Origin of the sequence: Paraburkholderia caledonica NBRC 102488, from assembly GCF_000685095.1 — a bacterium.
GTDB lineage: Bacteria > Pseudomonadota > Gammaproteobacteria > Burkholderiales > Burkholderiaceae > Paraburkholderia > Paraburkholderia caledonica.
Map to the genome: position 1 here is coordinate 541,805 of NZ_BAYE01000002.1, position 21,308 is coordinate 563,112.

Here is a 21,308-nt window from a genome sequence, read left to right on the forward strand (position 1 = left end):
GATTGACGATTCTGGATGTACCATTGACGGCTATGACGACGCTCCCAATTGGCCTGGATCGCTCCGCGAGCACATCGCTGTCCACACAAATCTACGGCGCGATTCGACACGCCATAGAGACGGGGCAGCTTGCCGCCGGCGCGCGGCTGCCATCGTGGCTGGATCTGGCCGCGCAGATCGGCGTCTCGCGGGGCACGGTTCGTGTGGCCTATGAGCGTCTGATCGATGAACAGTTCGCGGTCGCTTGTGGAGCGGCCGGCACCCGGGTTGCCGAGCGCCCACCCTTGCCTGCAACGCCCGCCCGGTCTCCGGAAGCGCCGCCGTTTCCCGATCTGTTCCACGAATTCGGCGCGACTCCTTTGGCGTTTCAAATGGGCGTGCCTTCCGAGGACGCCTTTCCTTTCAAGCTATGGTCGCGTGTGCTCACGCGCGCGGCGCGGCGGGCCGCGGCTGCTCCGGTCGGCTACCCCGATCCGCGGGGCGATCCGGACTTCCGGAAGGAGATTGCAGCCTATCTGGGCGTAGCACGAGGCTTGCGATGCAGTCCATCTCAGGTTCTTGTCACTGCGGGTTTCTCGGCTGCACTGGGCCTCGCAATCAAGGGGCTCGGGGTTGAAGGCGAAGAAGCATGGATAGAAGATCCGGGTTTTCCGCTCACGCGTACCGCGCTCGATCTGGCGGGAATGACTGTGAGAGCCATTCCAGTCGATGCAGACGGGCTCGACGTGGACGCCGGCACCCGGAGTTCTGCTGAAGCCGCTCTGGCAGTCGTGACACCGGGCCAGCAGGCGCCCCTCGGAATGGCCATGTCGCTCCCCAGGCGGCTAGCGTTGCTCGCATGGGCTCGACGAAACGACGCATGGATCATCGAAGACGATTACCTGAGCGAGCTCCAGTTGAAGGGTCGCGCAGCGCCGGCCTTGGCATCGCTGGATCCAGACGGACGGGTGTTGCATATCGGCAGCTTCAGCAAAACTATCAACCCGGCGCTCCGACTTGGCTTTCTGGTGGTCCCGGTTGAAATGGCTCGCCGCTTTGGCGACATCGCAGCGTGCCTGATGCCGGCGCCGGCGTCGTTCGTCCAACACGCCGTGGCAGAGTTTCTGCGCGATGGGCACTATCTTCGGCACCTTCGGCATATGAAGCGTCTTTACGCCACGCGGCGCGATAGCCTGCTTCGTTGTCTCAACGAGTTGGCGCCGGACTCGATAAAAGTGCATGCGGCTGCGGGTACGGCCATCGTGACCACGCTTCCCCGCTCTATATCTGACGTTGACATTGCCATGCGAGCATTGCAATCCCGCTTGGCGCCTGCGCCTTTGTCGCCATGGTATCTGCAGTCTTCTGGCCCACAGGGCTTACTGCTGAGCGTGACCAACCTCGATGAACGCAAGATAGTCGAACACTGTCGCCGGCTGGTGGAAGTGGTTCGCAAGGGTAGCTAGGCGACAGGCAATGCGGGTGTGCTGTCCGCTGAATGGTACATAAAGAATGTTCATTCTTGGTTCTTTCTTGTGGTCCAGGCCGGACCCACAATGTGAGGACACCAAGGAGATACACCATCATGAACATTCGATCTATCGCTGGTGCTGTCGCCGCAGGCATTGCTCTTTCCATTGCCGTACCGGCTACCGCGCATGACACGGCTGAGACCGTCACACCGAACTTCCAGCACGCGATTCCCAACATCCCCGGCAAGTCGTTGATTGCGGTCGTTGTCGACTATGCGCCCGCAGGCGCGTCGCACGCACACGAGCATGCGAAGTCGGCTTTTATCTATGCATACGTCGTGTCGGGCGCCATCGAGTCGCAAGTCGACGACGGCCCGAAGCGGATCTACCACGCCGGCGAAAGTTTCTTCGAGGAGCCCGGCGCGGTTCACCGTGTCAGCCGCAATGCAAGCAAGACCAAGCCGGCGAAGTTGCTGGCGGTGTTCGTGGTGGACAGCAACGACAAGGCCCTGACCACCCCGGTCGAGTAATCAGTACATCAAGGAGTAAAAGTATGAGCATGCGTCTGGACTACAACCACATCGCACCTGCGGGCGCCAAAGCCCTCGGTGGTGTTTACGGCTATGTTCTGCAGAGCGGCCTCTCGCCTGTTCTCGTGGACCTGGTCTACCTTCGCGTTTCGCAGATCAACAACTGTGCGTACTGCCTCGACATGCATACACGCGATCTGCTGAAAAAGGGCGTGAAAGTCGAAAAGCTCGCGCTCGTGCAGGCCTGGGAGGAAGCGGGCAATCTGTTCGACGAACGTGAGCGTGCCGCACTTGCGTGGGCCGAATCGGTCACACGCGTTGCACAGACCGGCGTACCCGACGAAGCCTACGAGGCAGCCCGTGCAGTGTTCGACGAGCGCGAACTGGTCGACCTCACGATCGCCATCGGACTCATGAACATGTATAACCGCATGGCGATCAGCTTCCGGAACACGCCTCAAGCCGCAGTAGGACGGTGATCACGCTCGCATCGATCCGGACACATAGCGACGGCGTCGTTAGCCGACCAGTTCGACCATCACGATGTCGGTGTCGTCTCGCGCTGTCATCGTAAGCTGCGATTCACCGGTAACCACGACTCCATCGCGCGGCGCGAGCCGAACCTCTCCCACGTCGAGCCGGCCGTGATCGGTAACCAGATACGCGTGGCCTGGCGGACGCAACGCGTGATGCAGCGTTGCGCCTTCGCGTATCGTCGCGATGCGCACGCGAGCGTCCGCATTGATAGGCAACGCGCCTGCGCGCACGTCGTCCGGATCGCCGCTCGCCAGCGTGACGAAGCGGCCTTCGCGACACTCGCGCGAACAGACACGCGTCGCCCAACGCGGCGTGCCACCCAGCGTGCGCGGGTGCAACCAGATCTGAAACAGCCGCGCCGGCGAACTCTCCTCGTTGCGCTCGGCGTGATGTACCGCGCAACCCGCGCTCATTGCCTGCACGGAGTCGGCGACCAGACGTGCCCGATTGCCGGCGTCGTCTTCGTGCGTAATTGCGCCTGATCGAACCCACGTCACGATCTCGACTTCACGGTGAGCATGAAGGCCGAAGCCCGAGTGTGCCGCGAACTCGTCGTCGTTCCATACGTAGAGCGCGCCGAGCGGCACATGATCGGCGCGTCCGCACTCGCCAAAGCGGAAATGCAGCCGCGCTTCCAGCCAGTCGCGACTGATTACATCGAGCGACAGAAAAGGACGATGTTCGATCATGATGTGCCTGAGTTGGATCGCGCGCACGCGTGCGCGCGCCGGTGCAATCGTCGAAGACTGCACCAGACGCGCCCTCGCGCGCTCAAGGACCGTTTAGACCTGCTGCTGGCCGCCGTCGACGAACAGCTCGGCGCCGTTCACGAAGCTCGCGTCGTCGGAGGCGAGGAACAGTGCCGCACTCGCGATCTCGCCGGGCTCGCCGAGGCGGCCCATCGGGATCTGGGCGGCGAGGTAGTCGGCCAAGCCTTGTTGCTGCGCTGCGTCCGGACCGGCGAGGTCGAGCAGGCCGGGAGTGCGGGTTGCGCCAGGGCTAAGCGTGTTGACGCGGATGCCGCGGTCCTTGAGATCGAGGATCCAGCTGCGTGCGAAGGCGCGCACCGCGGCCTTCGAAGCTGAATAGACGCTGAATGCGGCCGTGCCCGCGCTGCCAGCCGTCGAACCCGTGAGGATCACCGACGCACCTTGTGCGAGCAGCGGCAGCGCTTTCTGCACGGTGAACAGCACGCCCTTCACGTTGCGGTCGAAGGTGTCGTCGAACTGTTCTTCGGTGATGCTGCCCAGCGGCAGCATTGAACCGCCGCCAGCATTGGCGAACAGCACATCGAGACGCCCTTTCTCCTGCTTGATCTGCGCGTACAGCGCGTCGAGTTCATCGAGCTTCGCAGAATCGACGCGTACGCCGGTCACGTTGCCGCCGGCTCCGCGAATTCCCTTCACTGCGGCGTCAAGTTCGGCCTGACGGCGACCGGTGATGTAGACGTGCGCGCCTTCCGCTGCAAAGCGTTGAGCAGTCGCGAGGCCGATGCCGCTCGTTGCGCCCGTGACCAGTGCGATCTTGTTGTCGAGTTTGCGTGCCATGGTGTTTCTCCTTCAATTCGATAAGTGGATGACTACGTGGGGAAACTGCGTTGAGCGTTTCGTGCTGCGATGTAAGGAGAATATCGACGCAAGCGCCTTTTCTAAATAGAATTGATTGAAATTTAACGTTGCAAAAACGAAATGATGAGGCGAGATGGCGAAACTGCCTGATTTCGAGGGACTGGCCATGTTCGCGAAGGTCGCCGAGGAAGGATCCTTCGCGGCTGCGGCGCGCGCAGTGGGTGTTTCGGTGGCGACGGTGTCGCGCGGCGTCGCGCGCCTGGAAGACCGGCTGGGCGCGCGGCTTTTCAACCGCACATCGCGTCAACTGGCGCTCACCGAGTTCGGCCGGACGATCTGCGAGAAAGCTGGCCAGATTTACCGGCAGGCCGAGGAAGCAGAAAATGCCGCCCGTGAGATGTCGGTGCAGCCGCGCGGGCTCGTGCGTCTCGCGGTGCCGATGTCGTTCGGGCTGCGCTGGGTCGCGCCGCTCCTGCCGGCATTTTTTCGCGCTTATCCGGAGGTGTCGATCGACCTGCATCTGTCCGACGCGCCGGTCGACCTGGTTGCTGACGGCTTCGACGCCGCGCTGCGCATCGCCGCACTGCCCGATTCGTCGCTCGTGGCGCGACGGCTGTGCGCGGTAACGCAATACGTAGTCGCGTCACCGGGCTATCTGAAGCGCGAGGGACGGCCTATGCATCCGCGCGAACTGGTGGACCGCCCCTGCCTTTCGTATGCGTATCGCGCGCGCAGCGATGTGTGGCGCTTCACGAACGACGCGGGCGAGGAGGAACCGATCATGCCGATCGGTCCACTGCGCGTGACGAACTCCGACGCGCTGTTGCCCACGCTGCTCGATGGTCTGGCGATTGCCGAGCTGCCCGAGTTTATTGCCGGCGAATATCTGGCCGATGGCCGCCTGGAAGCGATCCTCACCGACTGGTCTTTGACGAAAGGCGGCCTTTACTTCGTCACGCCGTCGGCGCGCGCCCGGCCCGCAAAAGTGAGCGCGCTGTCCGACTACTTCGCGGAACATCTTTCCGATCCGTCGTGGCGATGGCCCAAGTGATCTGGTGCAGTCCACATCCGCTAACCTGACAGACGTTCATCATTGCATGGGTGCAACGACGCATCCCGGTTCCGCTTAGCTTTCGCCGAATACAATGCGAGACGAAGAAGGGTCGCTTTGACCGACCTCTATAACGCACAGTGATCGATGAAAGTCCCCAAAACGTCTGCTAATGCTGAGCCCACGGCGACCGACCGCGGCAAGACCGCACGCCCGGTCGCGGGCGCCATCGCACCGCAACATCCGGGCGAACCGCACGATGCGCACGATGCGCACGATTCGCGCGCTCGCAGCATCGCTCTCGCGGCGAGCCTCGCCTTGATCGCCTTTTCGCTGCGCACGCCGATCACGAGCGTGGGTCCGATCCTGCTCGAAGCAGTGCGGGCCACCAACCTTTCGCGCGCGGGCGCGAGCGTGCTGACGACATTGCCGTCGCTATGCTTCGGTCTCTTCGGGCCGCTCGCACCGCTACTCGCGCGGCGCCTCGGCAGTGAACGCGCATTGCTCGCGTTGCTGTTGCTGCTCACGCTGGGTACTGCGTTGCGCGTATTTCCCGTATGGGAGGCGTTGTATCTCGGCCAGATTGTGGCCTGCTTCGCCATCGGCTTGATGAATGTGCTGTTGCCAGGTGTAGTGAAGCGCGACTTCCCAGACCATGTTCCGCTGATGACTGGAGTCTACAGCGCGGCAATGTGCGTCGGCGCCGCCGCGGCGGCGGCCGGGACGGTCCCGGCGGCCCATGCGATCGAATACCTGCTGGGCAGCGCGAGCGGCAACTCGTGGGCATGGGCATTGGCGCTGTGGGCGTTGCCTGTCGCATTGGCCACGCTGGTCTGGGGCGTGCGTCTGCCAAAGAAGTCGATCCATGCAGGAAGACACGCGCAAGTCGTTCGCGGATTGTGGCGAGATCCGCTTGCGTGGAAGGTCACGCTGTTCATGGGTTCGCAATCGTCGCTGGCGTACATCGTGTTCGGCTGGCTGCCGACGGTGCTTCGCACGCGTGGCATGAGCGCGGTCGATGCCGGTTTCATGCTGTCGCTCAGCGTGGTCACGCAGGCCGCGTCGTCGCTGCTGCTGCCGTTTCTGCTGGCGCGACTGCGCGATCAGCGCGCGGTGAATGTGGGCGCGTTGCTGTCGACTGGCGTGGGTCTGATGGGCTGTTTCTTCGCGCCTGCGTCGACCATGTGGATCTGGGCGCTGCTTCTTGGCGCCGCGCAAGGCGCGTCGTTCACGCTCGCCCTCACCGTCATCGGCTTGCGCTCGTACGACTCGCACGTGGCCGCGCAACTCTCCAGCATGGCTCAGGGCATCGGCTATCTGATCGCGTCGTGTGGGCCGTTCATTGCCGGATCGCTGCTCCATGCAACTGGCTCGCTTTCCAGTCTCGCTGCTTTGTGCGCGGGTATCTGCGTCGTGTCTGCGTGGTTCGGCTACGCGGCGGGGCGGCGGGAACACGTCAACGCGCATCTCGAGTCGGCGCATTGAAGGCGCAATAAATTCGCTGCCGCCGCCTGCAACGGCCCCTTTGTAGCCGACATGCGCCGTGACAACCACGCGTCATGGCAACGGATCGGGAAGGCTCGACACGGTCTGCTCTATTGCGGCGCGGTCAATTGACCTGCTGCTCAGCGGGTAAGAGCCATTGCCTCGCCTTGCCCGCGCTCAACGCCTCGGCCAGTTCGGCGAGCGGCATGGGTCTGCCGATGTAGTAGCCTTGCGCCTCGGTTGCGCCGATGTCCCGCAATGCAGCCAGAGCGACCGCATCTTCGACACCTTCGGCCACCACGCCCAGACCGAGCGATTCCGCCATCCGCACGATCGCCCGGACGATGACGCGCGTGCGCGGACTCGACGTCAAGCCGACGATGAACGATTTGTCGACTTTCAGCGCACTGAAGTGATACTGGTGCACATAGCTGAGCGATGAAAAGCCGGTGCCGAAGTCGTCGAGCACCACCGACACACCGTTGTCGGTCAGGTGCTGCATCGTCTGCCGGGCGACTTCCGGCTCCGCGATCAACGCGCCTTCAGTCAGTTCCAGACGCACGCGCGACGGTGCGACGCCGTGCTGTTGCAGCAGCGCGAGTACGTCGCCCGCGAACTCCGCCCGGGTCATGCTGTAGCTCGAACAATTGACATGGACGGGAGGCCAGCCGGCATGCGCGGGCTGCGCGAGAATTGCCGCGACGCAATTGAGCATGTACAGATCGAGCCGGCCGATCAGCCGCAGTCCTTCCATCGCCGGCAGGAATTCTCCCGGCGCGAGCAGGCGGCCATCCTGCTGCCGCCAGCGTACCAATGCTTCGAGCGAGGTCAGACGGCCTGTGATCGTGCAGATGATCGGCTGGAAGAACGGGATCAGTTCGTCGTCGCGTTTAAGCGCATTTCGTAGTGCGCCTTCGCGCCGCATCCGGTCCGAGACCTCGTGACGCAACTCCTGATTGAACACCACGTAACTATCGCGGCCACCGTTTTTCGCGCGATACATGGCCGTGTCGGCGTCGCGCAACAGGTCGGCCGGTTCCTTGTGGAATTCATGCTCGGCGGTCACGATGCCAATGCTGCATGACGAGAAAACGACGTGATCGTCGATATGAAACGGCAGGTCGAACACCGACAATATCCGCTCGGCGATGGTGACTGCCGCTTCGAGCGACGCTTCGGGCGAGAGGATTGCAAACTCGTCTCCCCCGAGACGCGCGAGCATATCGGTTCTGCTCAGGCAGTCGCGCAGCCGTTTCGCCGCCGACACCAGCAGCTGATCGCCGAAATGATGGCCAAGACTGTCGTTGACAACCTTGAAGCGGTCGAGATCGAGGAACATCACGACCAACCGTCTTCCGGAATCCAGATGCCGGATCCATTCCGCGTCGAGCCGCTCGAGAAGGTGGCTGCGATTGGGCAGCCCGGTCAACGAGTCGTGGAAGTTCTCATGCAACAGTTGCGCGTTGGCCCTATCCAGTTCTCGAGTGCGCTCCTGCACGCGCGCCTCCAGTTCGAGGTTCGCGGCATACAGCGCATCGGCGGCGCTTCGTCGCGACAATGCCGTATCGATGTGACGCGAGACGAAAGTCAGCAACTCCTGGTCACGGGGCGTGTACTGTACGTCGGTCGAATAGCTCTGCACCGCGAGCATGCCCCGCACCTTACCCGCTTCGAAAAGCGGCACACCTAACCACGAACGCAGATTCAGGTGGTCGTGGTCGAGTTCTATCTTGCCGTCGCGGATCAGGCGCTCCGCATCGGTACGATTGAAAAGACACGGTCGACGCTGTGCAATAACGTATTCCGTGAAGCCGCGTTTATACCGCCTCGGAGCCGGCTGCTCGTCAACCAGTTCATCGACGTAATAGGGGAAAGAAACCGTTGCTGTCGCCTCGTCATACAGTGCGATATAGAAGTTGTGCACGTACAGCAGCTCGCCCAGAATGCGATGCAGACTGCGGAAAAACTCGACCATGTCCCCCGACGCGCTCGACAACTCTGCAATACTGAAAAGCGCACTTTGCAGATGTTCCGCCCGTTTTCGCTCGGCGACTTCCTGCCGAAGTGCGTCGTTCAGTTCCGAGAGTTCCGATGTCCGGCGCGCTACGATATTTTCGAGGTTCGCCCGGTGAAGAATGCGATCGAGGGCCATTGCCACATGACGCGCGACCACGAGAAACAGCGCCCGGTCGTCGGCGCTGTATATGCGCGATACGTCATAGACCTGCATGGCGAGCATGCCGAACACTTCGTCGGACGCGTTCTTCAACGGCGCGCCCATCCAGAATTCGGGGCGATCTCCAACGCAAAAGAAGCGGCCTGCCGCTTCCGCCTCCTGAATCCCGGCGGCGTCGATCAATAACGGCTGCCCGGTCGTCAAGACCTGTGCGGTCAGCGACAAGCGATGCGGATCGAGCATGTCATAGCTTTCGGATTCGAGCGCCTCGACGTCGATCACATCCACATAATACGGATACGTGATACGTCTGCTTTCCGGTTCATACAGCGCGAGATAAAAGTTCTCTGCATCGATTATCGTGGCCAGTTGCTGATGAACGGCATGCAGGAACGCGGAACGCTCGCTGGTCGAACTGGCCAGGTACGCGATTTCGTGGAGCACGCGCTGCGTGTGTTGCGCGCGCACGAGCGCGTCGCCAAGCAGTTGCAGTCCCAATGTGTTGGCGAACGCCGCGAGCGCTTCGTCGTGCGCGTCCTTTTGCGGCGCGAGCAGCCAGCCCAGCGCTTTGTCGGCGGTTCCGGTCGGCCAGCAATGTAATGCTTGCGACTCGCAAAACGGGACTAACGCGTCGTTCGCGAGGGCGTCGGGCCACACCGTTTCGGCCCCGGAATGTGCTGCAAGGCGCAGCTTGTCTCCCGCGCGATACCATGCCCAGTCCCGCCCGCGCATTCGATCGCCGGAGGTTTGAAGCAGTGTATCGATCCGCGCTGTCGTCGCTATCGACGTAGTCAGGTCCGACTCTGGATTTGCGACAGCGGTGGTCTGGTTATCGCTCTGACCTTTTCCCCAGTCGCGTCGGTGTCCGGAAACAATATTCATCAACGCTCCATGCATCTCTCATTCTGCATGCATTAAATCAGGTAGCGACCGGCCCCGGTCCGCGTGCCCTTTGCAATTCGCCTACCCGCTATGTGATAACGGCATCAAGGCCTCGATACTTTATCCCAACCCGTTTCCGGCCCATTCAGAGCGCGGTCGTTACCTTCCCTGATCAATGCGCGACGCGTGATTTTTCGGAAAGCAAGCGTTCGGAATATGTCACTTGCCCATGCATTTGTGGCTACCTAGCATCAGTCCGACTAGTCGCAGTGGGAGCGCTCGGTGCAGCCGGAGCGGGCCCGATCTTTCCTCTCAGACAGACTCTCACGATGATCGACCCCAATAAAAGCAGGCGCGCCAGTATCGCGGTATTCGCGCTGCTCTATCTCGGCTACTGCATTTCGTACATAGATCGCGCGGCGATTGCGCTGTCGCTCGTCGCCATCGGCAAGGAATTCAACGTTGGATCGGCGGCGCTCGGCGTCGTCATGAGCACCTTCTATATCAGCTACGCCGCGATGCAGATACCCGGCGGCTGGATCGCGGATCGCTGGGCAGCAAAAAGGTCATCGTCGTATCGGTGGCATTCTGGTCGCTGTTCACGCTGATGACGGGTCTTGCATGGTCGCTGGCCTCGCTGATCGCGATCCGCTTTATCTTTGGTCTCGGCGAAGGCGGTTATCCCGGCGCCGCCGTGAAGGGCGTCACCGAATCGTGCGCGCGCGCCGATCGCCCGAAAATGTCTGCATTGCTGATGTCGTCGAACTACGTGGGCAGCTTTATTGCTCCGCTTGCGATCGCGCCTCTCATTCTGTACCTGGGATGGCGTCACGCGTTCGTCGTGGCGGGCATTGCCGGCGTCGTGTTCGCGCTGTTCTACCTGTTCGCCGTCAAGGACACCCATCAGAAGCGCGATGCGTCGGGCCGTGCCACACGCATCGACGGTGCGGCGACCCGCGCGCTCCTCAAGATGCCGCTGATGTGGAAGATCCTGCTCACGTGGTTCGGCATGGGCATCGTCAACAAAGGTCTGGATGCATGGATGCCCGCGTATCTGCTGACCGAACGTCATCTCGATCTGAAAGCGGTCGGCATGTTGACGCCGCTGCCCTTCGTCGCCGCGAGCATTTCGACGGCGCTTGGCGGCTGGATCCTCACACGCTGGTTCGATGGCCGCGAGAAATGGCTGATGGCCGCGTGCTGCGTGATCTCCGGCTTTTTCCTCTACGAGATGTATACGGCCGAAACCGTGACCGGCGTGATCGCATATCAATCGATCGTGTATTTCTTCAAGTCCTTCGTATTCGCGGGTGTCTTCGCGCTGCCCACGAAGTTTCTCCCGCAGAAGCTGATCGGCACGGGCGCGGGCATGGTGAACTTCGGCGGCCAGGTGGCGGGTTTCGTCGCGCCGGCGGTCATTGGGCTGCTCGTGTCCATGACGGGCAACTACAACGCCGTGTTCGGCTTCCTGATCGCGGCGACGGCGCTCGCGGCGGTCACGAGCCTGTCGATCGGTCTCGCAAGCGAAAACGATGCGCGCCGTCTCGGGACCGCTGAGGAAGCCTGATTGCATCATCGCAGTGTGCGGGCGCTATGATGCGGACTACGCGTCACTACATCGATCCAGCATGAACGCCCGCATTCTTCAGGAAGCCGCTGTCCGATACTTTCTCGAAGTCGTCAACACCGGGTCCATCGCCGACGCCGCGCATCGGCTGAACGTCGTGCCGTCGGCGGTGAGCCGGCAGATCACGCGGCTCGAAGGCGAACTCGGCATGCCGCTCTTCGTGCGGCAATCGCGCGGCATGGTGCCGAGCAAAGCGGGAGAAATGCTCGCAGCCTATGCGCGGCGCTCGCAACTGGACGCCGAACAGATTTCGCTCGAAATCGACGCGCTTCGCGGCGAGGCGGCCCGCAGGATTCGCATTGCATGCACCGAAGGTTTCGCGGCAGCTTTCCTGCCGCGCGCAATGGCCGATTTCCGCCGCACCGTCGCGCCCGCATCGTTCGAAGTCGTGGTGGATACCGCCGCGGGCGTCACCCAGCGTGTCCGCGAAGCCGCAGCCGATGTCGGCCTGACCTTCAGCTTCGGTCCCGCGAAGGACATTCATGTCGCGTTCTCAGCGCCTTCGCCCATGTTCGCGATCGTTGCGGCGTCGCATCCGCTCGCGTCATCGGCGCAGGTTTCGTTTCGCGAATTGCTTGCCTATCCGCTCGCGTTGCCCGGCGCTCATTCGACGCTGCATACGCTCATCGATATCTATTGCAGCCGCGAAGGCGTAGCTTGCAAGAGCGTGCTGAGCAGCGCGACGCTAGAAACGCTGCTCGGCTTCACGCTCGCAAGCGACGCGGTCACGTTCAGCGGCGAACTCTTCGTGCGTCCGCGTCTCGCGACGGGGGAACTGGTCGCGTTGCCTGTGCCCGAGTTCGCGACGAGCGAACGCGCCATCGAAATACAAACGCTCGCGCGGCGCGAATTGCCGCCGCTTCTGCAGTCGTTCGTCGAGCGCTTGAGCGATGAACTAACGCCGCCTGCGAGCGTTGTCCAAAAGTAAAGTCAGCGTTCGATAAACATCACTAGCCGCTCAATTTCTCGTCGTCTACATTGAGCGCACTCTTTGTATCATTGCCAAAGGATCGCTCGATGACCGACCGTCACGAACTCACGCGTCATAGCGCCGTCGCGCTGCGTGCGCTCTTGCAGGCGCGCGAAATCTCCGCCGTTGAATTGCTCGATGCCTGCATTGCGCGCATCGAATCGCTCAATCCGTATGTGAACGCGATCACCGCAACGAGCTTCGAGCGCGCTCGCCTCGAAGCGCGCGCCGCCGATGCCGCGTTCGCGCGTAGCGCCGTGCTGGGGCCGCTGCACGGCCTGCCGATCGCCATCAAGGATCTCGAAGAGACCGAAGGCATTCTGACGACGTATGGCTCGCCGCTTTATCGCGCGAACGTGCCCGCACGCGACAACACGCTCGTCCGACGTTTGCGCGCGGCGGGTGCGATCGTCGTCGGCAAGACGAATGTGCCCGAATTGGGCGCTGGCGCCAATAGCTTCAATCCCGTTTGGGGCGCGACAGGCAACCCGTTCGATCCGCGCCTGAACGCCGGCGGATCGTCTGGCGGATCGGCGGCTGCGCTTGCACTCGACATGGTGCCGCTTGCAAGCGGATCCGACACGGGCGGCTCGTTGCGCATTCCGGCGGCGAAGTGCGGTGTGGTCGGATTGCGCACATCGCCGGGACTCGTGCCGAGCGACCGCAAGCCGCTGGGCTGGACACCGATTGCTGTCGTCGGGCCGATGGGACGTAATGTCGAAGACACGTGGCTGCAACTCGCGGCGACGGTCGGGCAATCGGACAGCGATCCGCTCGGCTATCCGTTCACGATGGCGCCGACGATGGACGGCCGCGCGCTCACCGACTTGTCGAAGCTGCGTATCGGCTACACCGAAGACTTTGGCGTCTGTGAAGTCGATGATGAGATCCGCGCCGTGTTCCGCCGCAAGATCGAATTCCTGCGCGGCCATGTCGCCGTTTGCGAGCCGGTCGAAGTCGATTTCGAAGGCGCGCACCGCTGCTTCGACGTACTGCGCGCGGAAGCTTTTGTCGCGGGCCTGCAAAAGGCCTACGAAACCAATCCTGAACTGCTCGGGCCGAATCCACGTGCGAACTACGAAATGGGCATCGGCATGGGACTCGCCGATTGCGTGCGCGCGCACGCCGATCAAACCCGCCTGTTCCGCCACTTCCAGACGCTGTTCGATCGCTACGACCTGATCCTGTCGCCAACCACGCCCGTGTCTCCGTTCCCCTGGACGCAGCCGTATCTGAAGTCCGTGAACGGCGTCGAACTGGAAAACTACTATCGTTGGCTCGCGTTGACCTATGTGGTGACGCTCGCGACAAACCCGGCCTTGTCCTTGCCATGCGGCGTCGATCATCGCGGCATGCCGTTCGGGCTTCAGATGATTGGTGCGTTCCGCGGCGATCTCACGTTGCTCGATGCGGCGCGCGCATTCGAAACGCTCTTCGCGTCGTCCGATGAAACGCGCCGTCCGATCCCGGATGCCACGAAACTGCGCACATCCGACGTCGATCTCAAGTCCATCGTCACGCATCCACCCGTGTTCGATGCCGTGGCTCCTTCGAACACTTCCGCTTCGTCTTCAACGTCCGCCGTCTGACCGAACATGATCGATTCCATTTATGGCAAGCCGCTCGACGCGTGGCTTCGCGACTATCCGCTCTTGCGGCCGCTCATGGAGCTTCAGCCCGTCGAATGGTTCAACCCGGCCGTCGCGCCGCTGGTCGATGCGATGGGCGACATTCCGCTCGATGCGTCCGATGTCGCCGATGCGAGCGCACGCCTGCAACGATTCGCGCCGCTGCTCGCGCAGACTTTCGACGATGTGCGCGAAGCGGGCGGCGTCATCGAATCGCCGTTGATTGAAGTGCCCTTGTTCGCGGACGCATTGAGCAGGCGCTACGAGGTCGAGGCACCTCGTCGTTTGCTACTCAAACAGGATAGTCATCTGCCGGTTTCCGGTTCGATCAAGGCGCGCGGCGGCATCTACGAAGTGCTCTTTCATGCTGAGCAACTCGCGATACGCCACGGCCTGCTGAATGAAGGCGACGATTACCGCATGCTCGCCACGGACGCGTGCCGCGCGCTTTTTCGCAAGCACAGCATCGCGGTAGGCTCGACGGGTAACCTGGGCATGTCGATCGGCATCGCGAGCGCGACGCTCGGCTTCACAACTACCGTGCACATGTCCGCCGACGCACGTCAATGGAAGAAAGACCGTCTGCGCGCGCACGGCGTGACAGTCATCGAATATGCGGGCGACTACGGCGAAGCGATCGAGAGCGGCCGGCGTCTCGCGTCGAACGATCCGCTGTGCCACTTCGTCGACGATGAGAATTCCACCACGCTGTTTCTGGGTTACGCGGTCGCGGGCGAACGCCTCAAACGTCAGCTCGATCTCGCGAACGTACCTGTCGATGCCGGGCATCCGCTTTTCGTCTATTTGCCATGCGGTGTCGGCGGCGGTCCAGGCGGCGTCGCGTTCGGCCTGAAACTCGCGTTCGGCGATGCAGTGCATTGCGTCTTTGCGGAGCCGACGCACTCGCCATGCATGTTGATGGGCGTGCTCACCGGTTTGCACGAGAAGCTCGCAGTACAAGACTTCGGTATCGACAACCTGACGGCGGCCGACGGCCTCGCGGTGGGCCGTCCGTCGGGTTTCGTCGGCCGCGCGATGCAGCGGATGATCGACGGCTACTACACGATCGACGACCGCGAGTTGTACGCCCTTCTCGCTTTGATGGCGGACACTCAGGCCATTCGTCTGGAGCCGTCCGCGCTTGCGGGCGCGCCGGGTTTCGCGCGGGTATCGAAAGAAGCGCGAGGCTATCGCGCGCGCATGGCTCTCGACGACGCAGCCATGCGCAACGCGACGCACGTCATCTGGGCGACGGGCGGCGGCATGGTGCCGGAGGCTCAGATGTCGGCTTATCTGCAAACCGGCCGCGCCGCGTTGCACGGCGCGTAGACATCTGGCGGCGCGGTTTCCGGCGCCGCCACTACCTCTCACCATGACCGTAAGACGGCATAATTCGCAGGACAGGTGAGATGTTCGGGCAGAACTTCGCTGTCTGCCACCCAGCAATTTTACTCGTTGGTTTCGTAAGCTATCCTTCGCATATCACCTTTGCTTGACCCGCTTTCCTTACAGCGACAGAACCCATCCGGACCGTTCCCCGGCGGATCACCCGGTCAGCCGCGCGCCCGATCAGTGCGGTCTCGACACCGGCGAGATCGCCGCATGCCGCGACGAGCCGGTTGCTTCACGCGAACTCGAAGCGATCGCCTCCCGGTCACAGCGTCGAGTTCAGCGCTCAGGTCGACTGCCGGCGCACCAGCGTCGGCAATGGCGCGACGACGGAAGGCGGCGGCGCAGCGGCATCCGGCGCATGAATCAGCCGGATCAGCAACTCGATCGACGCCTCCGCGATGGCTTGCGTGTTGATTGCCACCGTCGTCAACGAGGGCCGCACCTGGTGCGCCAACTGAATATCGGTGATGCCGATCACCGACACGTCGTCGGGCACCTTGCGTCCGAGCGTGGCAAGCGCCTGCAACGCGCCGATGGCCAGCAGATCGTTGGTCGCGAACAGCGCGCTCAGATGCGGCTCGCGCTCCATCAATTCGATGCAGGCGGAGAAGCCCGCGTCGATCGTGTCGGGAATCTTCAGCACGGCGGCGTCGTCGGGTTCGAGGCCCGCATCGCGCATCACGGATCTGAAACCGTTCGCGCGCGCGTCCTGCAAGCCACCGCAACCGTCTCCCACCAGCATGCCGATGTCGCGGTGCCCCAGTTCCAGCAGATGACGCGCCGCCAGCGCGCCCGCATGCGCGAAGTCGACGGCGACACACGGCAAGGCGGGCAACTCCTCGGGATGCTCCCATAGGCTCAACACGATTGGCGCGCCGACCGCCGCGGACGCGCACAGTTCGTTGATCGCGATGTCCGTGTTCAGCACGAGCACACCTTCGGCAAGCGTGCCGGCGATTTGCGTGAGGTACGCGCGCCCGGTCTCGGCGTCGTCGTCGGTGTTGCACACCATCAGGAAATAGCCGGCGCGACGCGCGGCGCGTTCGGCCGCCAGCACGAACTCCGGATAGAACGGATTGGCGATGCTGGAAAGCATTAGCGCGAGCGTTGGCGAACGGCCCTCCGCTAGCGCGCGGGCATTGAGATTTGGACGATAGCCCAGTTCGCGGATCGCGCGCATCACCCGCTCGGACGTCTGTGGCCGCACTTTGTCGGGATTGCGCAGCACGTTCGAAACGGTCGCCGCCGTCACATTCGCGCGACGCGCGACATCACTCAATGTGGCCATAAGCAGAAGATTAGGAAATTTCCCATATTCAGGGAGCGCCCATCAGATGTTGCGCGACGCATCCGGCTTGCGCTACCTTTTCTCGAAACGATCAGGAGACAGTCATGGGCACTCTGCCGCGCATCCCCGAATTTAACCGCTTAAATCGCCGTACCGCAAGCGTTCCGGCGTTTTTTGTCGCGCCGTTTTTAAGCGCTTAAACGGAGGGCGGATCATGGCGGCCATTTCCCTGCGCGGCATTCAGAAGACTTTCGGCGGCAACGCGCCGGTCCTTCGCGACCTGAACCTCGAGATCGGCGAACACGAGTTCTGCGTGTTCCTAGGCCCTTCGGGCTGCGGCAAGTCGACCTTGCTGCGCATCGTCGCCGGACTCGAAGATCAGACCGACGGCGACGTGACCATCGGCGGTCGCACGATGAACAGCGTGCCGGCTGCCGAGCGCGGCGTCGCGATGGTGTTTCAGAGTTACGCGCTGTTCCCGCACATGACGGTCTACGAAAACATGGCCTTCGGTCTGAAGCTGGCGAAAACACCGAAAGCAGAGGTCGACCGCAAGGTGCGCGAAGCGGCGCACGTACTGCAACTCGACGCCCTCCTCGCGCGCAAGCCGCGTGAACTGTCGGGCGGGCAACGCCAGCGCGTGGCGATCGGCCGCGCGATCGTCCGCGAGCCGGGCGTGTTCCTGTTTGACGAACCGCTGTCGAATCTTGACGCCGCGCTGCGCGGTCAGACGCGTATCGAAATCGCGCGGCTGCATCAGCGTTACGCACAGGCGAGCGTCGTCTATGTGACGCACGACCAGATCGAAGCGATGACACTCGCCGACAAGATCGTTCTGCTGCACGCAGGCGCGGAAACGCAGCGCTTGGGCAGCATCGCGCAGATCGGTGCGCCGCTGGAGCTTTATCACCGGCCGCGCTCGAAGTTCGTTGCAGGCTTCATTGGGTCGCCGCGCATGAACTTTATCGACGGCGTCGTCGAGCGCATCGCCGACGACAGCGTGGAAGTCAGCATGGCCGGCACCGCGTTGCGCGTGCTGGTCGACGGCAGACGCCTCAAGCCAGGACAGCGCGTCACGCTCGGCATTCGTCCCGAACATGTGCGGCTCGACGGCGACACGCAGACGCTCGCCGTCAACGCATTGCTGACCGAGCAACTCGGCGAGCATAGCTATCTTCACGCCGACCATGCGGGCGGCACGCTGATCGCGAAAGCGCCCGGCGACCTGCATGTGCGCACCGGCGAGCGGCTCGCACTGCATCTGCCCGCCAATGCGTGTCACCTGTTCGACGAAGACGGCATTGCGCTGCACCGGACCATCGTCGGCAACGCGCAAGCCGTCGCGCTACAGACGGCATGAGAATGCGGCGCGCAAGGCTCGCATTAGGCCTTGTCGCGCGCGAAACGCCGCAGCCGGTCATAGAGCCGTCGCGGCTCGCAGCAACCGCCGTTCGCGGACGCGGGCGGCCGACAACGCAGTCACAGGAGACAACACGATGGCCTTTACGCACACGAGCCGCTTTGCACGGCTTGCCTCATTCAGTCCGCGCGCCGTCACGGTGGCGCTCGCGCTCTCGGCAACGGTGCTGAGCGGTTTCGCGACGCAAGCCGACGCCGGTCAGTTGAACATCAACGTGTCGGCGCGCGGCAATCAGCGCTCGACGTGGCAGGACGCATTCGACAAGTTCAAGAAAGCGAATCCCGACGTCGACCTGAAAGTGACGTACATCACCGAGGAGGCGTACAAGGTGCAAATGGGCGGCTGGCTCGCGACCGATCCTCCCGATGTCGTCTCCTGGCACAACGGCGAGCGCATGGCGTACTACGCGAAGCGCGGCTTGCTGGAAGATCTCTCGGGCGACTGGAAGAAGAACGGCTGGGACCAGCAGTATGCGTCCGTCAAACAGGCATCGACATACGCTGGCAAGCAGTATTCCGCGCCGCTCGGCTACGACGCATATGGCTTTTTCTACCGCAAGGATCTGTTCGAGAAAGCGGGCATTTCGAGCGAACCGAAGACGTGGGACGAACTGCTCGACGCCTGCAAAAAACTGAAGGCGAGCGGCGTCGCGCCGATTGCCGTGGCCGCGCGCGATAGCTGGACGCTCGCCGCGTGGTTCGACTATCTGGACTTGCGCATCAACGGCAACGCGTTCCACCAGAAGCTCATGGCAGGTGAGGTGCCCTACACCGATCCGCGCGTGAAGAAGGTCTACACGACCTGGAAGACGCTGATGGACGACCATTACTACATCGACAACGCGCTTTCGTACGACCTCGATTCGATCGGGCCATTCCTCGTGAACGGCAAAGCCGCAATGATGCTGATGGGCACGTTCTTCTCGGCGGGCCTTCCGTCGAGTGTGAAAGGACAGATCGGCTTCATGCGCTTCCCCGTGATCGATCCCAAAGTGCCGGTGGCGGAAGACGGCCCGGTCAACGTGCTGCTGATCCCCGCAAAAGCGAAGAACAAGACTGACGCGCGCCGTCTGCTCGCCTTCATGGAGACGCCCGAGATCAACGCGGACCTCGCGCGCGGCTGGGGCCAGTTGCCGTCGAACAGCAAGGCAACGGAACCCGCCGATCCGATTTCCCGAGTCGGGTTCCAGACGCTCGCCAGCACGACCGGCGGCATCGCGCAGTTCTACGACCGCGACATGACGAAAGAAATGGCCGACGAAGGCATGAAGGCGATGCAGCAGTTCTACAACGACCCATCGCAACTCGACTCGCTGCTCGCACGTCTCGAAGCGACGCGCAAGCGCATTTACCACAACTGAGTCTGCTGGCGGCAGTGTGTGCGGCGTGGTCGTTATGCAGACGGCCACGCCGCCGCAGGGCTTCACACCGGCGCGGCTCGCCGGCAATCGTGCGCCACGCCACGCTGATCCGCTTCTGCATCGAAAGAGGGTTTCGTCATGTCCACGTCCATTGCCCGTCTGCCGACGGCGCGCGGCCGACGCGCGTCCGCCTCGGGCCGCGCCCGCCATCGCGCCGCGTTCTTTTTTCTGCTGCCAGGCTGTGCGCTGTTCGCGCTCTGCGTGATCTATCCGATCTTCTCCAGCATCGCGCTCAGCTTCTACAACTGGGACGGCATGACGCCCAGGACCTTCATCGGTCTTGCGAATTACGTCGAGTTGTTCCACACCGACACGTTCTATCTCGCGCTGAAGAACAACCTGATCTGGCTCGTGTTCTTCCTGCTCGCTCCGCCGCTCGGCTTGCTTTTCGCGTTGTATCTGAACCAGCAGATCAAGGGCATGCGCGTGGTGAAGTCGCTGTTCTTCGCGCCGTTCGTGTTGTCGGGCGTGGTGGTGGGACTCGTGTTCAGCTGGTTCTACGATCCCGCTTTCGGTCTGCTCAAGCTGATCGTCGGACACGGCATTCCCGTGCTCGGGGACCCGCGCACCGTGACCTTCGGCATCGTCTTCGCCGCGCTGTGGCCGCAAACGCCCTACTGCATGGTGCTGTATCTGACGGGCCTGACCTCCATCAATCCGGAGGTCGTCGAGGCCGCCCGCATGGAAGGCGCGAAAGGCTGGAGCCTGCTCTGGCACGTGATTCTTCCGCAACTGCGCCCCGCCACCTTCATGGCGGTCGTGCTGACGGTAATCGGCGCATTGCGCAGCTTCGATCTGATTTCGGTGATGAGCGGCGGTGGTCCGTTCGACAGCTCCACCGTCCTCGCGTACTACATGTACGACCAGGCCATCAAGTACTACCGCGAAGGCTATTCGGCGTCGATTGCGGTCGTGCTGTTCGCGATCATGCTCGTCTACATCGTGTTCCATCTGCGCCGCATGCTGCGCGAGGAACGCTAAGCCGCGCGCTTCCCGATAGAGCGAAAAAGGAGACTCACATGTACCCGCTTCCCGTCGAACACTGGAAACCGTGGAGCCGCGCGCTGTACAAAGCGTCGCTGCCCATCGCGCTGTTCATGTGGCTGCTGCCGATGCTCGCCGTCCTCGTCACGTCGATCCGTTCGTCCGACGAGTTGTCGCGAGGCGACTACTGGACCTGGCCCAAGCACTTCGCGCTCATCGACAACTACGGCGCGGCGCTCACGCAAACGCCGATGCTGCACTACTTCGCCAACAGCATGCTGATCACGGTGCCGTCCGTGCTCGGCGCGATCCTGCTCGCGTCGATGGCTGGCTTCGCGCTCGCCACGTATCGCTTTCGCGGCAACATCGTCGTGCTGTTCACGTTCGTCGCGGGCAACTTCGTGCCGGTGCAGATCCTGATGATTCCCGTGCGCGACATGGCGCTCAAAGTGGGCCTGTTCAATACCGTCTGGGCGCTCATCATTTTTCATGTCGCATTTCAGACGGGCTTCTGCACGCTGTTTCTACGCAACTTCATCAAGCAGTTGCCTTTCGAGCTGATCGAGGCCGCGCGCGTAGAAGGCGCAAGCGAATGGACCATCTACGCGCGCATCGTCTTGCCGCTGATCCGCCCCGCCCTCGCGGCCCTCGGCATTCTCGTCTTCACCTTCGTCTGGAACGACTATTTCTGGGCGCTGTGCCTCACGCAAGGCGACGACGCTGCGCCGATCACCGTCGGCGTCGCCGCGCTCAAAGGCCAATGGACGACCGCCTGGAACCTGGTCGCGGCGGGCTCGGTGCTGGCCGCGCTGCCGTCGGTGCTGATGTTCTTCGCGATGCAGAAGCACTTCGTTGCCGGACTCACTTTCGGCGCCAGCAAGGGCTGAGCGGTCACTCAT

General features: G+C 62.6%; 16 protein-coding genes and 1 pseudogene. 13 read left to right on the top strand and 4 right to left on the bottom strand.

What is annotated here, in order from left to right:
* Positions 1-32 precede the first annotated feature (32 nt).
* From pdxR to BCA01S_RS06360, 3 genes are all read left to right on the top strand, one after another.
* The gene (gene pdxR, locus BCA01S_RS06350; protein WP_027776206.1) at positions 33-1,445 is read left to right on the top strand and encodes a MocR-like pyridoxine biosynthesis transcription factor PdxR; all 1,413 of its coding nucleotides are present in this window, start codon (positions 33-35) and stop codon (positions 1,443-1,445) included.
* Between the two features lie 119 nt (positions 1,446-1,564).
* Positions 1,565-1,981, top strand: a complete 417-nt coding sequence (locus tag BCA01S_RS06355) for a cupin domain-containing protein (RefSeq protein ID WP_027776207.1) — start codon at positions 1,565-1,567, stop codon at positions 1,979-1,981.
* Between the two features lie 23 nt (positions 1,982-2,004).
* Positions 2,005-2,460 (top strand): carboxymuconolactone decarboxylase family protein, encoded by a 456-nt coding sequence (locus BCA01S_RS06360; RefSeq protein WP_027776208.1) that lies wholly within the window; start codon positions 2,005-2,007, stop codon positions 2,458-2,460.
* Between the two features lie 39 nt (positions 2,461-2,499).
* On the opposite strand, the gene BCA01S_RS06365 is transcribed toward BCA01S_RS06360, so the two are convergent.
* Positions 2,500-3,207, bottom strand: a complete 708-nt coding sequence (locus BCA01S_RS06365) for a pirin family protein (RefSeq protein WP_027776209.1) — start codon at positions 3,205-3,207, stop codon at positions 2,500-2,502.
* A 93-nt stretch (positions 3,208-3,300) separates the two neighbouring features.
* Entirely contained in the window at positions 3,301-4,065 is a 765-nt protein-coding gene (locus tag BCA01S_RS06370; RefSeq protein ID WP_027776210.1) for an SDR family NAD(P)-dependent oxidoreductase, read from the bottom strand.
* 154 nt (positions 4,066-4,219) lie between these two features.
* Between BCA01S_RS06370 and BCA01S_RS06375 the strand changes: the two genes are divergently transcribed.
* Both BCA01S_RS06375 and BCA01S_RS06380 read left to right on the top strand, forming a co-directional pair.
* Positions 4,220-5,137 carry a LysR family transcriptional regulator gene (locus tag BCA01S_RS06375; RefSeq protein ID WP_027776211.1) on the top strand — a complete coding sequence of 306 codons (918 nt, stop codon included), beginning with the start codon at positions 4,220-4,222 and terminating at the stop codon, positions 5,135-5,137.
* A gap of 147 nt (positions 5,138-5,284) precedes the next feature.
* Entirely contained in the window at positions 5,285-6,622 is a 1,338-nt protein-coding gene (locus BCA01S_RS06380; RefSeq protein WP_027776212.1) for an MFS transporter, read from the top strand.
* 124 nt (positions 6,623-6,746) lie between these two features.
* Here BCA01S_RS06380 and BCA01S_RS06385 read toward each other — a convergent pair whose 3' ends face one another.
* A complete protein-coding gene (locus BCA01S_RS06385) occupies positions 6,747-9,680 on the bottom strand; it encodes a bifunctional diguanylate cyclase/phosphodiesterase (RefSeq protein ID WP_027776213.1) in 2,934 nt (977 codons plus the stop codon).
* Between the two features lie 329 nt (positions 9,681-10,009).
* Between BCA01S_RS06385 and BCA01S_RS34620 the strand changes: the two are divergent.
* The 4 genes and pseudogenes from BCA01S_RS34620 to dsdA all read left to right on the top strand — a co-directional run bounded on the left by BCA01S_RS34620 (position 10,010) and on the right by dsdA (position 15,234).
* Positions 10,010-11,247 (top strand): annotated as a pseudogene (locus tag BCA01S_RS34620) (MFS transporter).
* Between the two features lie 61 nt (positions 11,248-11,308).
* Complete coding sequence (locus tag BCA01S_RS06395) at positions 11,309-12,235, top strand: LysR substrate-binding domain-containing protein (RefSeq protein ID WP_027776214.1); 927 nt, start codon at positions 11,309-11,311, stop codon at positions 12,233-12,235.
* A gap of 89 nt (positions 12,236-12,324) precedes the next feature.
* On the top strand, positions 12,325-13,866 hold the full coding sequence (locus tag BCA01S_RS06400) for an amidase (protein ID WP_027776215.1): 1,542 nt from the start codon (positions 12,325-12,327) through the stop codon (positions 13,864-13,866).
* A gap of 6 nt (positions 13,867-13,872) precedes the next feature.
* The gene (gene dsdA, locus BCA01S_RS06405; RefSeq protein WP_042318038.1) at positions 13,873-15,234 is read left to right on the top strand and encodes a D-serine ammonia-lyase; all 1,362 of its coding nucleotides are present in this window, start codon (positions 13,873-13,875) and stop codon (positions 15,232-15,234) included.
* 346 nt (positions 15,235-15,580) lie between these two features.
* On the opposite strand, the gene BCA01S_RS06410 is transcribed toward dsdA, so the two are convergent.
* The gene (locus BCA01S_RS06410; protein WP_027776217.1) at positions 15,581-16,585 is read right to left on the bottom strand and encodes a LacI family DNA-binding transcriptional regulator; all 1,005 of its coding nucleotides are present in this window, start codon (positions 16,583-16,585) and stop codon (positions 15,581-15,583) included.
* A 214-nt stretch (positions 16,586-16,799) separates the two neighbouring features.
* Between BCA01S_RS06410 and BCA01S_RS06415 the strand changes: the two genes are divergently transcribed.
* From BCA01S_RS06415 to BCA01S_RS06430, 4 genes are all read left to right on the top strand, one after another.
* Positions 16,800-17,945, top strand: coding sequence for an ABC transporter ATP-binding protein (locus BCA01S_RS06415; protein ID WP_027776218.1), 1,146 nt, complete (start codon positions 16,800-16,802; stop codon positions 17,943-17,945).
* A 136-nt stretch (positions 17,946-18,081) separates the two neighbouring features.
* Positions 18,082-19,365 (top strand): ABC transporter substrate-binding protein, encoded by a 1,284-nt coding sequence (locus BCA01S_RS06420; RefSeq protein ID WP_020067662.1) that lies wholly within the window; start codon positions 18,082-18,084, stop codon positions 19,363-19,365.
* 138 nt (positions 19,366-19,503) lie between these two features.
* A complete protein-coding gene (locus BCA01S_RS06425) occupies positions 19,504-20,406 on the top strand; it encodes a carbohydrate ABC transporter permease (protein WP_027776220.1) in 903 nt (300 codons plus the stop codon).
* A gap of 38 nt (positions 20,407-20,444) precedes the next feature.
* Positions 20,445-21,296, top strand: a complete 852-nt coding sequence (locus BCA01S_RS06430; protein WP_027776221.1) for a carbohydrate ABC transporter permease — start codon at positions 20,445-20,447, stop codon at positions 21,294-21,296.
* Positions 21,297-21,308 lie beyond the last annotated feature (12 nt).

Bases quoted from the DNA above. Each gene is read 5' to 3' on its own strand.
- BCA01S_RS06365 (WP_027776209.1), bottom strand. From the start codon at position 3,207: ATGATCGAACATCGTCCTTTTCTGTCGCTCGATGTAATCAGTCGCGAC.
- BCA01S_RS06355 (WP_027776207.1), top strand. From the start codon at position 1,565: ATGAACATTCGATCTATCGCTGGTGCTGTCGCCGCAGGCATTGCTCTT.
- BCA01S_RS06400 (WP_027776215.1), top strand. From the start codon at position 12,325: ATGACCGACCGTCACGAACTCACGCGTCATAGCGCCGTCGCGCTGCGT.
- BCA01S_RS06375 (WP_027776211.1), top strand. From the start codon at position 4,220: ATGGCGAAACTGCCTGATTTCGAGGGACTGGCCATGTTCGCGAAGGTC.
- BCA01S_RS06420 (WP_020067662.1), top strand. From the start codon at position 18,082: ATGGCCTTTACGCACACGAGCCGCTTTGCACGGCTTGCCTCATTCAGT.
- BCA01S_RS06410 (WP_027776217.1), bottom strand. From the start codon at position 16,585: ATGGCCACATTGAGTGATGTCGCGCGTCGCGCGAATGTGACGGCGGCG.
- BCA01S_RS06370 (WP_027776210.1), bottom strand. From the start codon at position 4,065: ATGGCACGCAAACTCGACAACAAGATCGCACTGGTCACGGGCGCAACG.
- dsdA (WP_042318038.1), top strand. From the start codon at position 13,873: ATGATCGATTCCATTTATGGCAAGCCGCTCGACGCGTGGCTTCGCGAC.
- BCA01S_RS06385 (WP_027776213.1), bottom strand. From the start codon at position 9,680: ATGAATATTGTTTCCGGACACCGACGCGACTGGGGAAAAGGTCAGAGC.
- pdxR (WP_027776206.1), top strand. From the start codon at position 33: ATGACGACGCTCCCAATTGGCCTGGATCGCTCCGCGAGCACATCGCTG.
- BCA01S_RS06430 (WP_027776221.1), top strand. From the start codon at position 20,445: ATGTACCCGCTTCCCGTCGAACACTGGAAACCGTGGAGCCGCGCGCTG.
- BCA01S_RS06425 (WP_027776220.1), top strand. From the start codon at position 19,504: ATGTCCACGTCCATTGCCCGTCTGCCGACGGCGCGCGGCCGACGCGCG.
- BCA01S_RS06415 (WP_027776218.1), top strand. From the start codon at position 16,800: ATGGCGGCCATTTCCCTGCGCGGCATTCAGAAGACTTTCGGCGGCAAC.
- BCA01S_RS06380 (WP_027776212.1), top strand. From the start codon at position 5,285: ATGAAAGTCCCCAAAACGTCTGCTAATGCTGAGCCCACGGCGACCGAC.
- BCA01S_RS06360 (WP_027776208.1), top strand. From the start codon at position 2,005: ATGAGCATGCGTCTGGACTACAACCACATCGCACCTGCGGGCGCCAAA.
- BCA01S_RS06395 (WP_027776214.1), top strand. From the start codon at position 11,309: ATGAACGCCCGCATTCTTCAGGAAGCCGCTGTCCGATACTTTCTCGAA.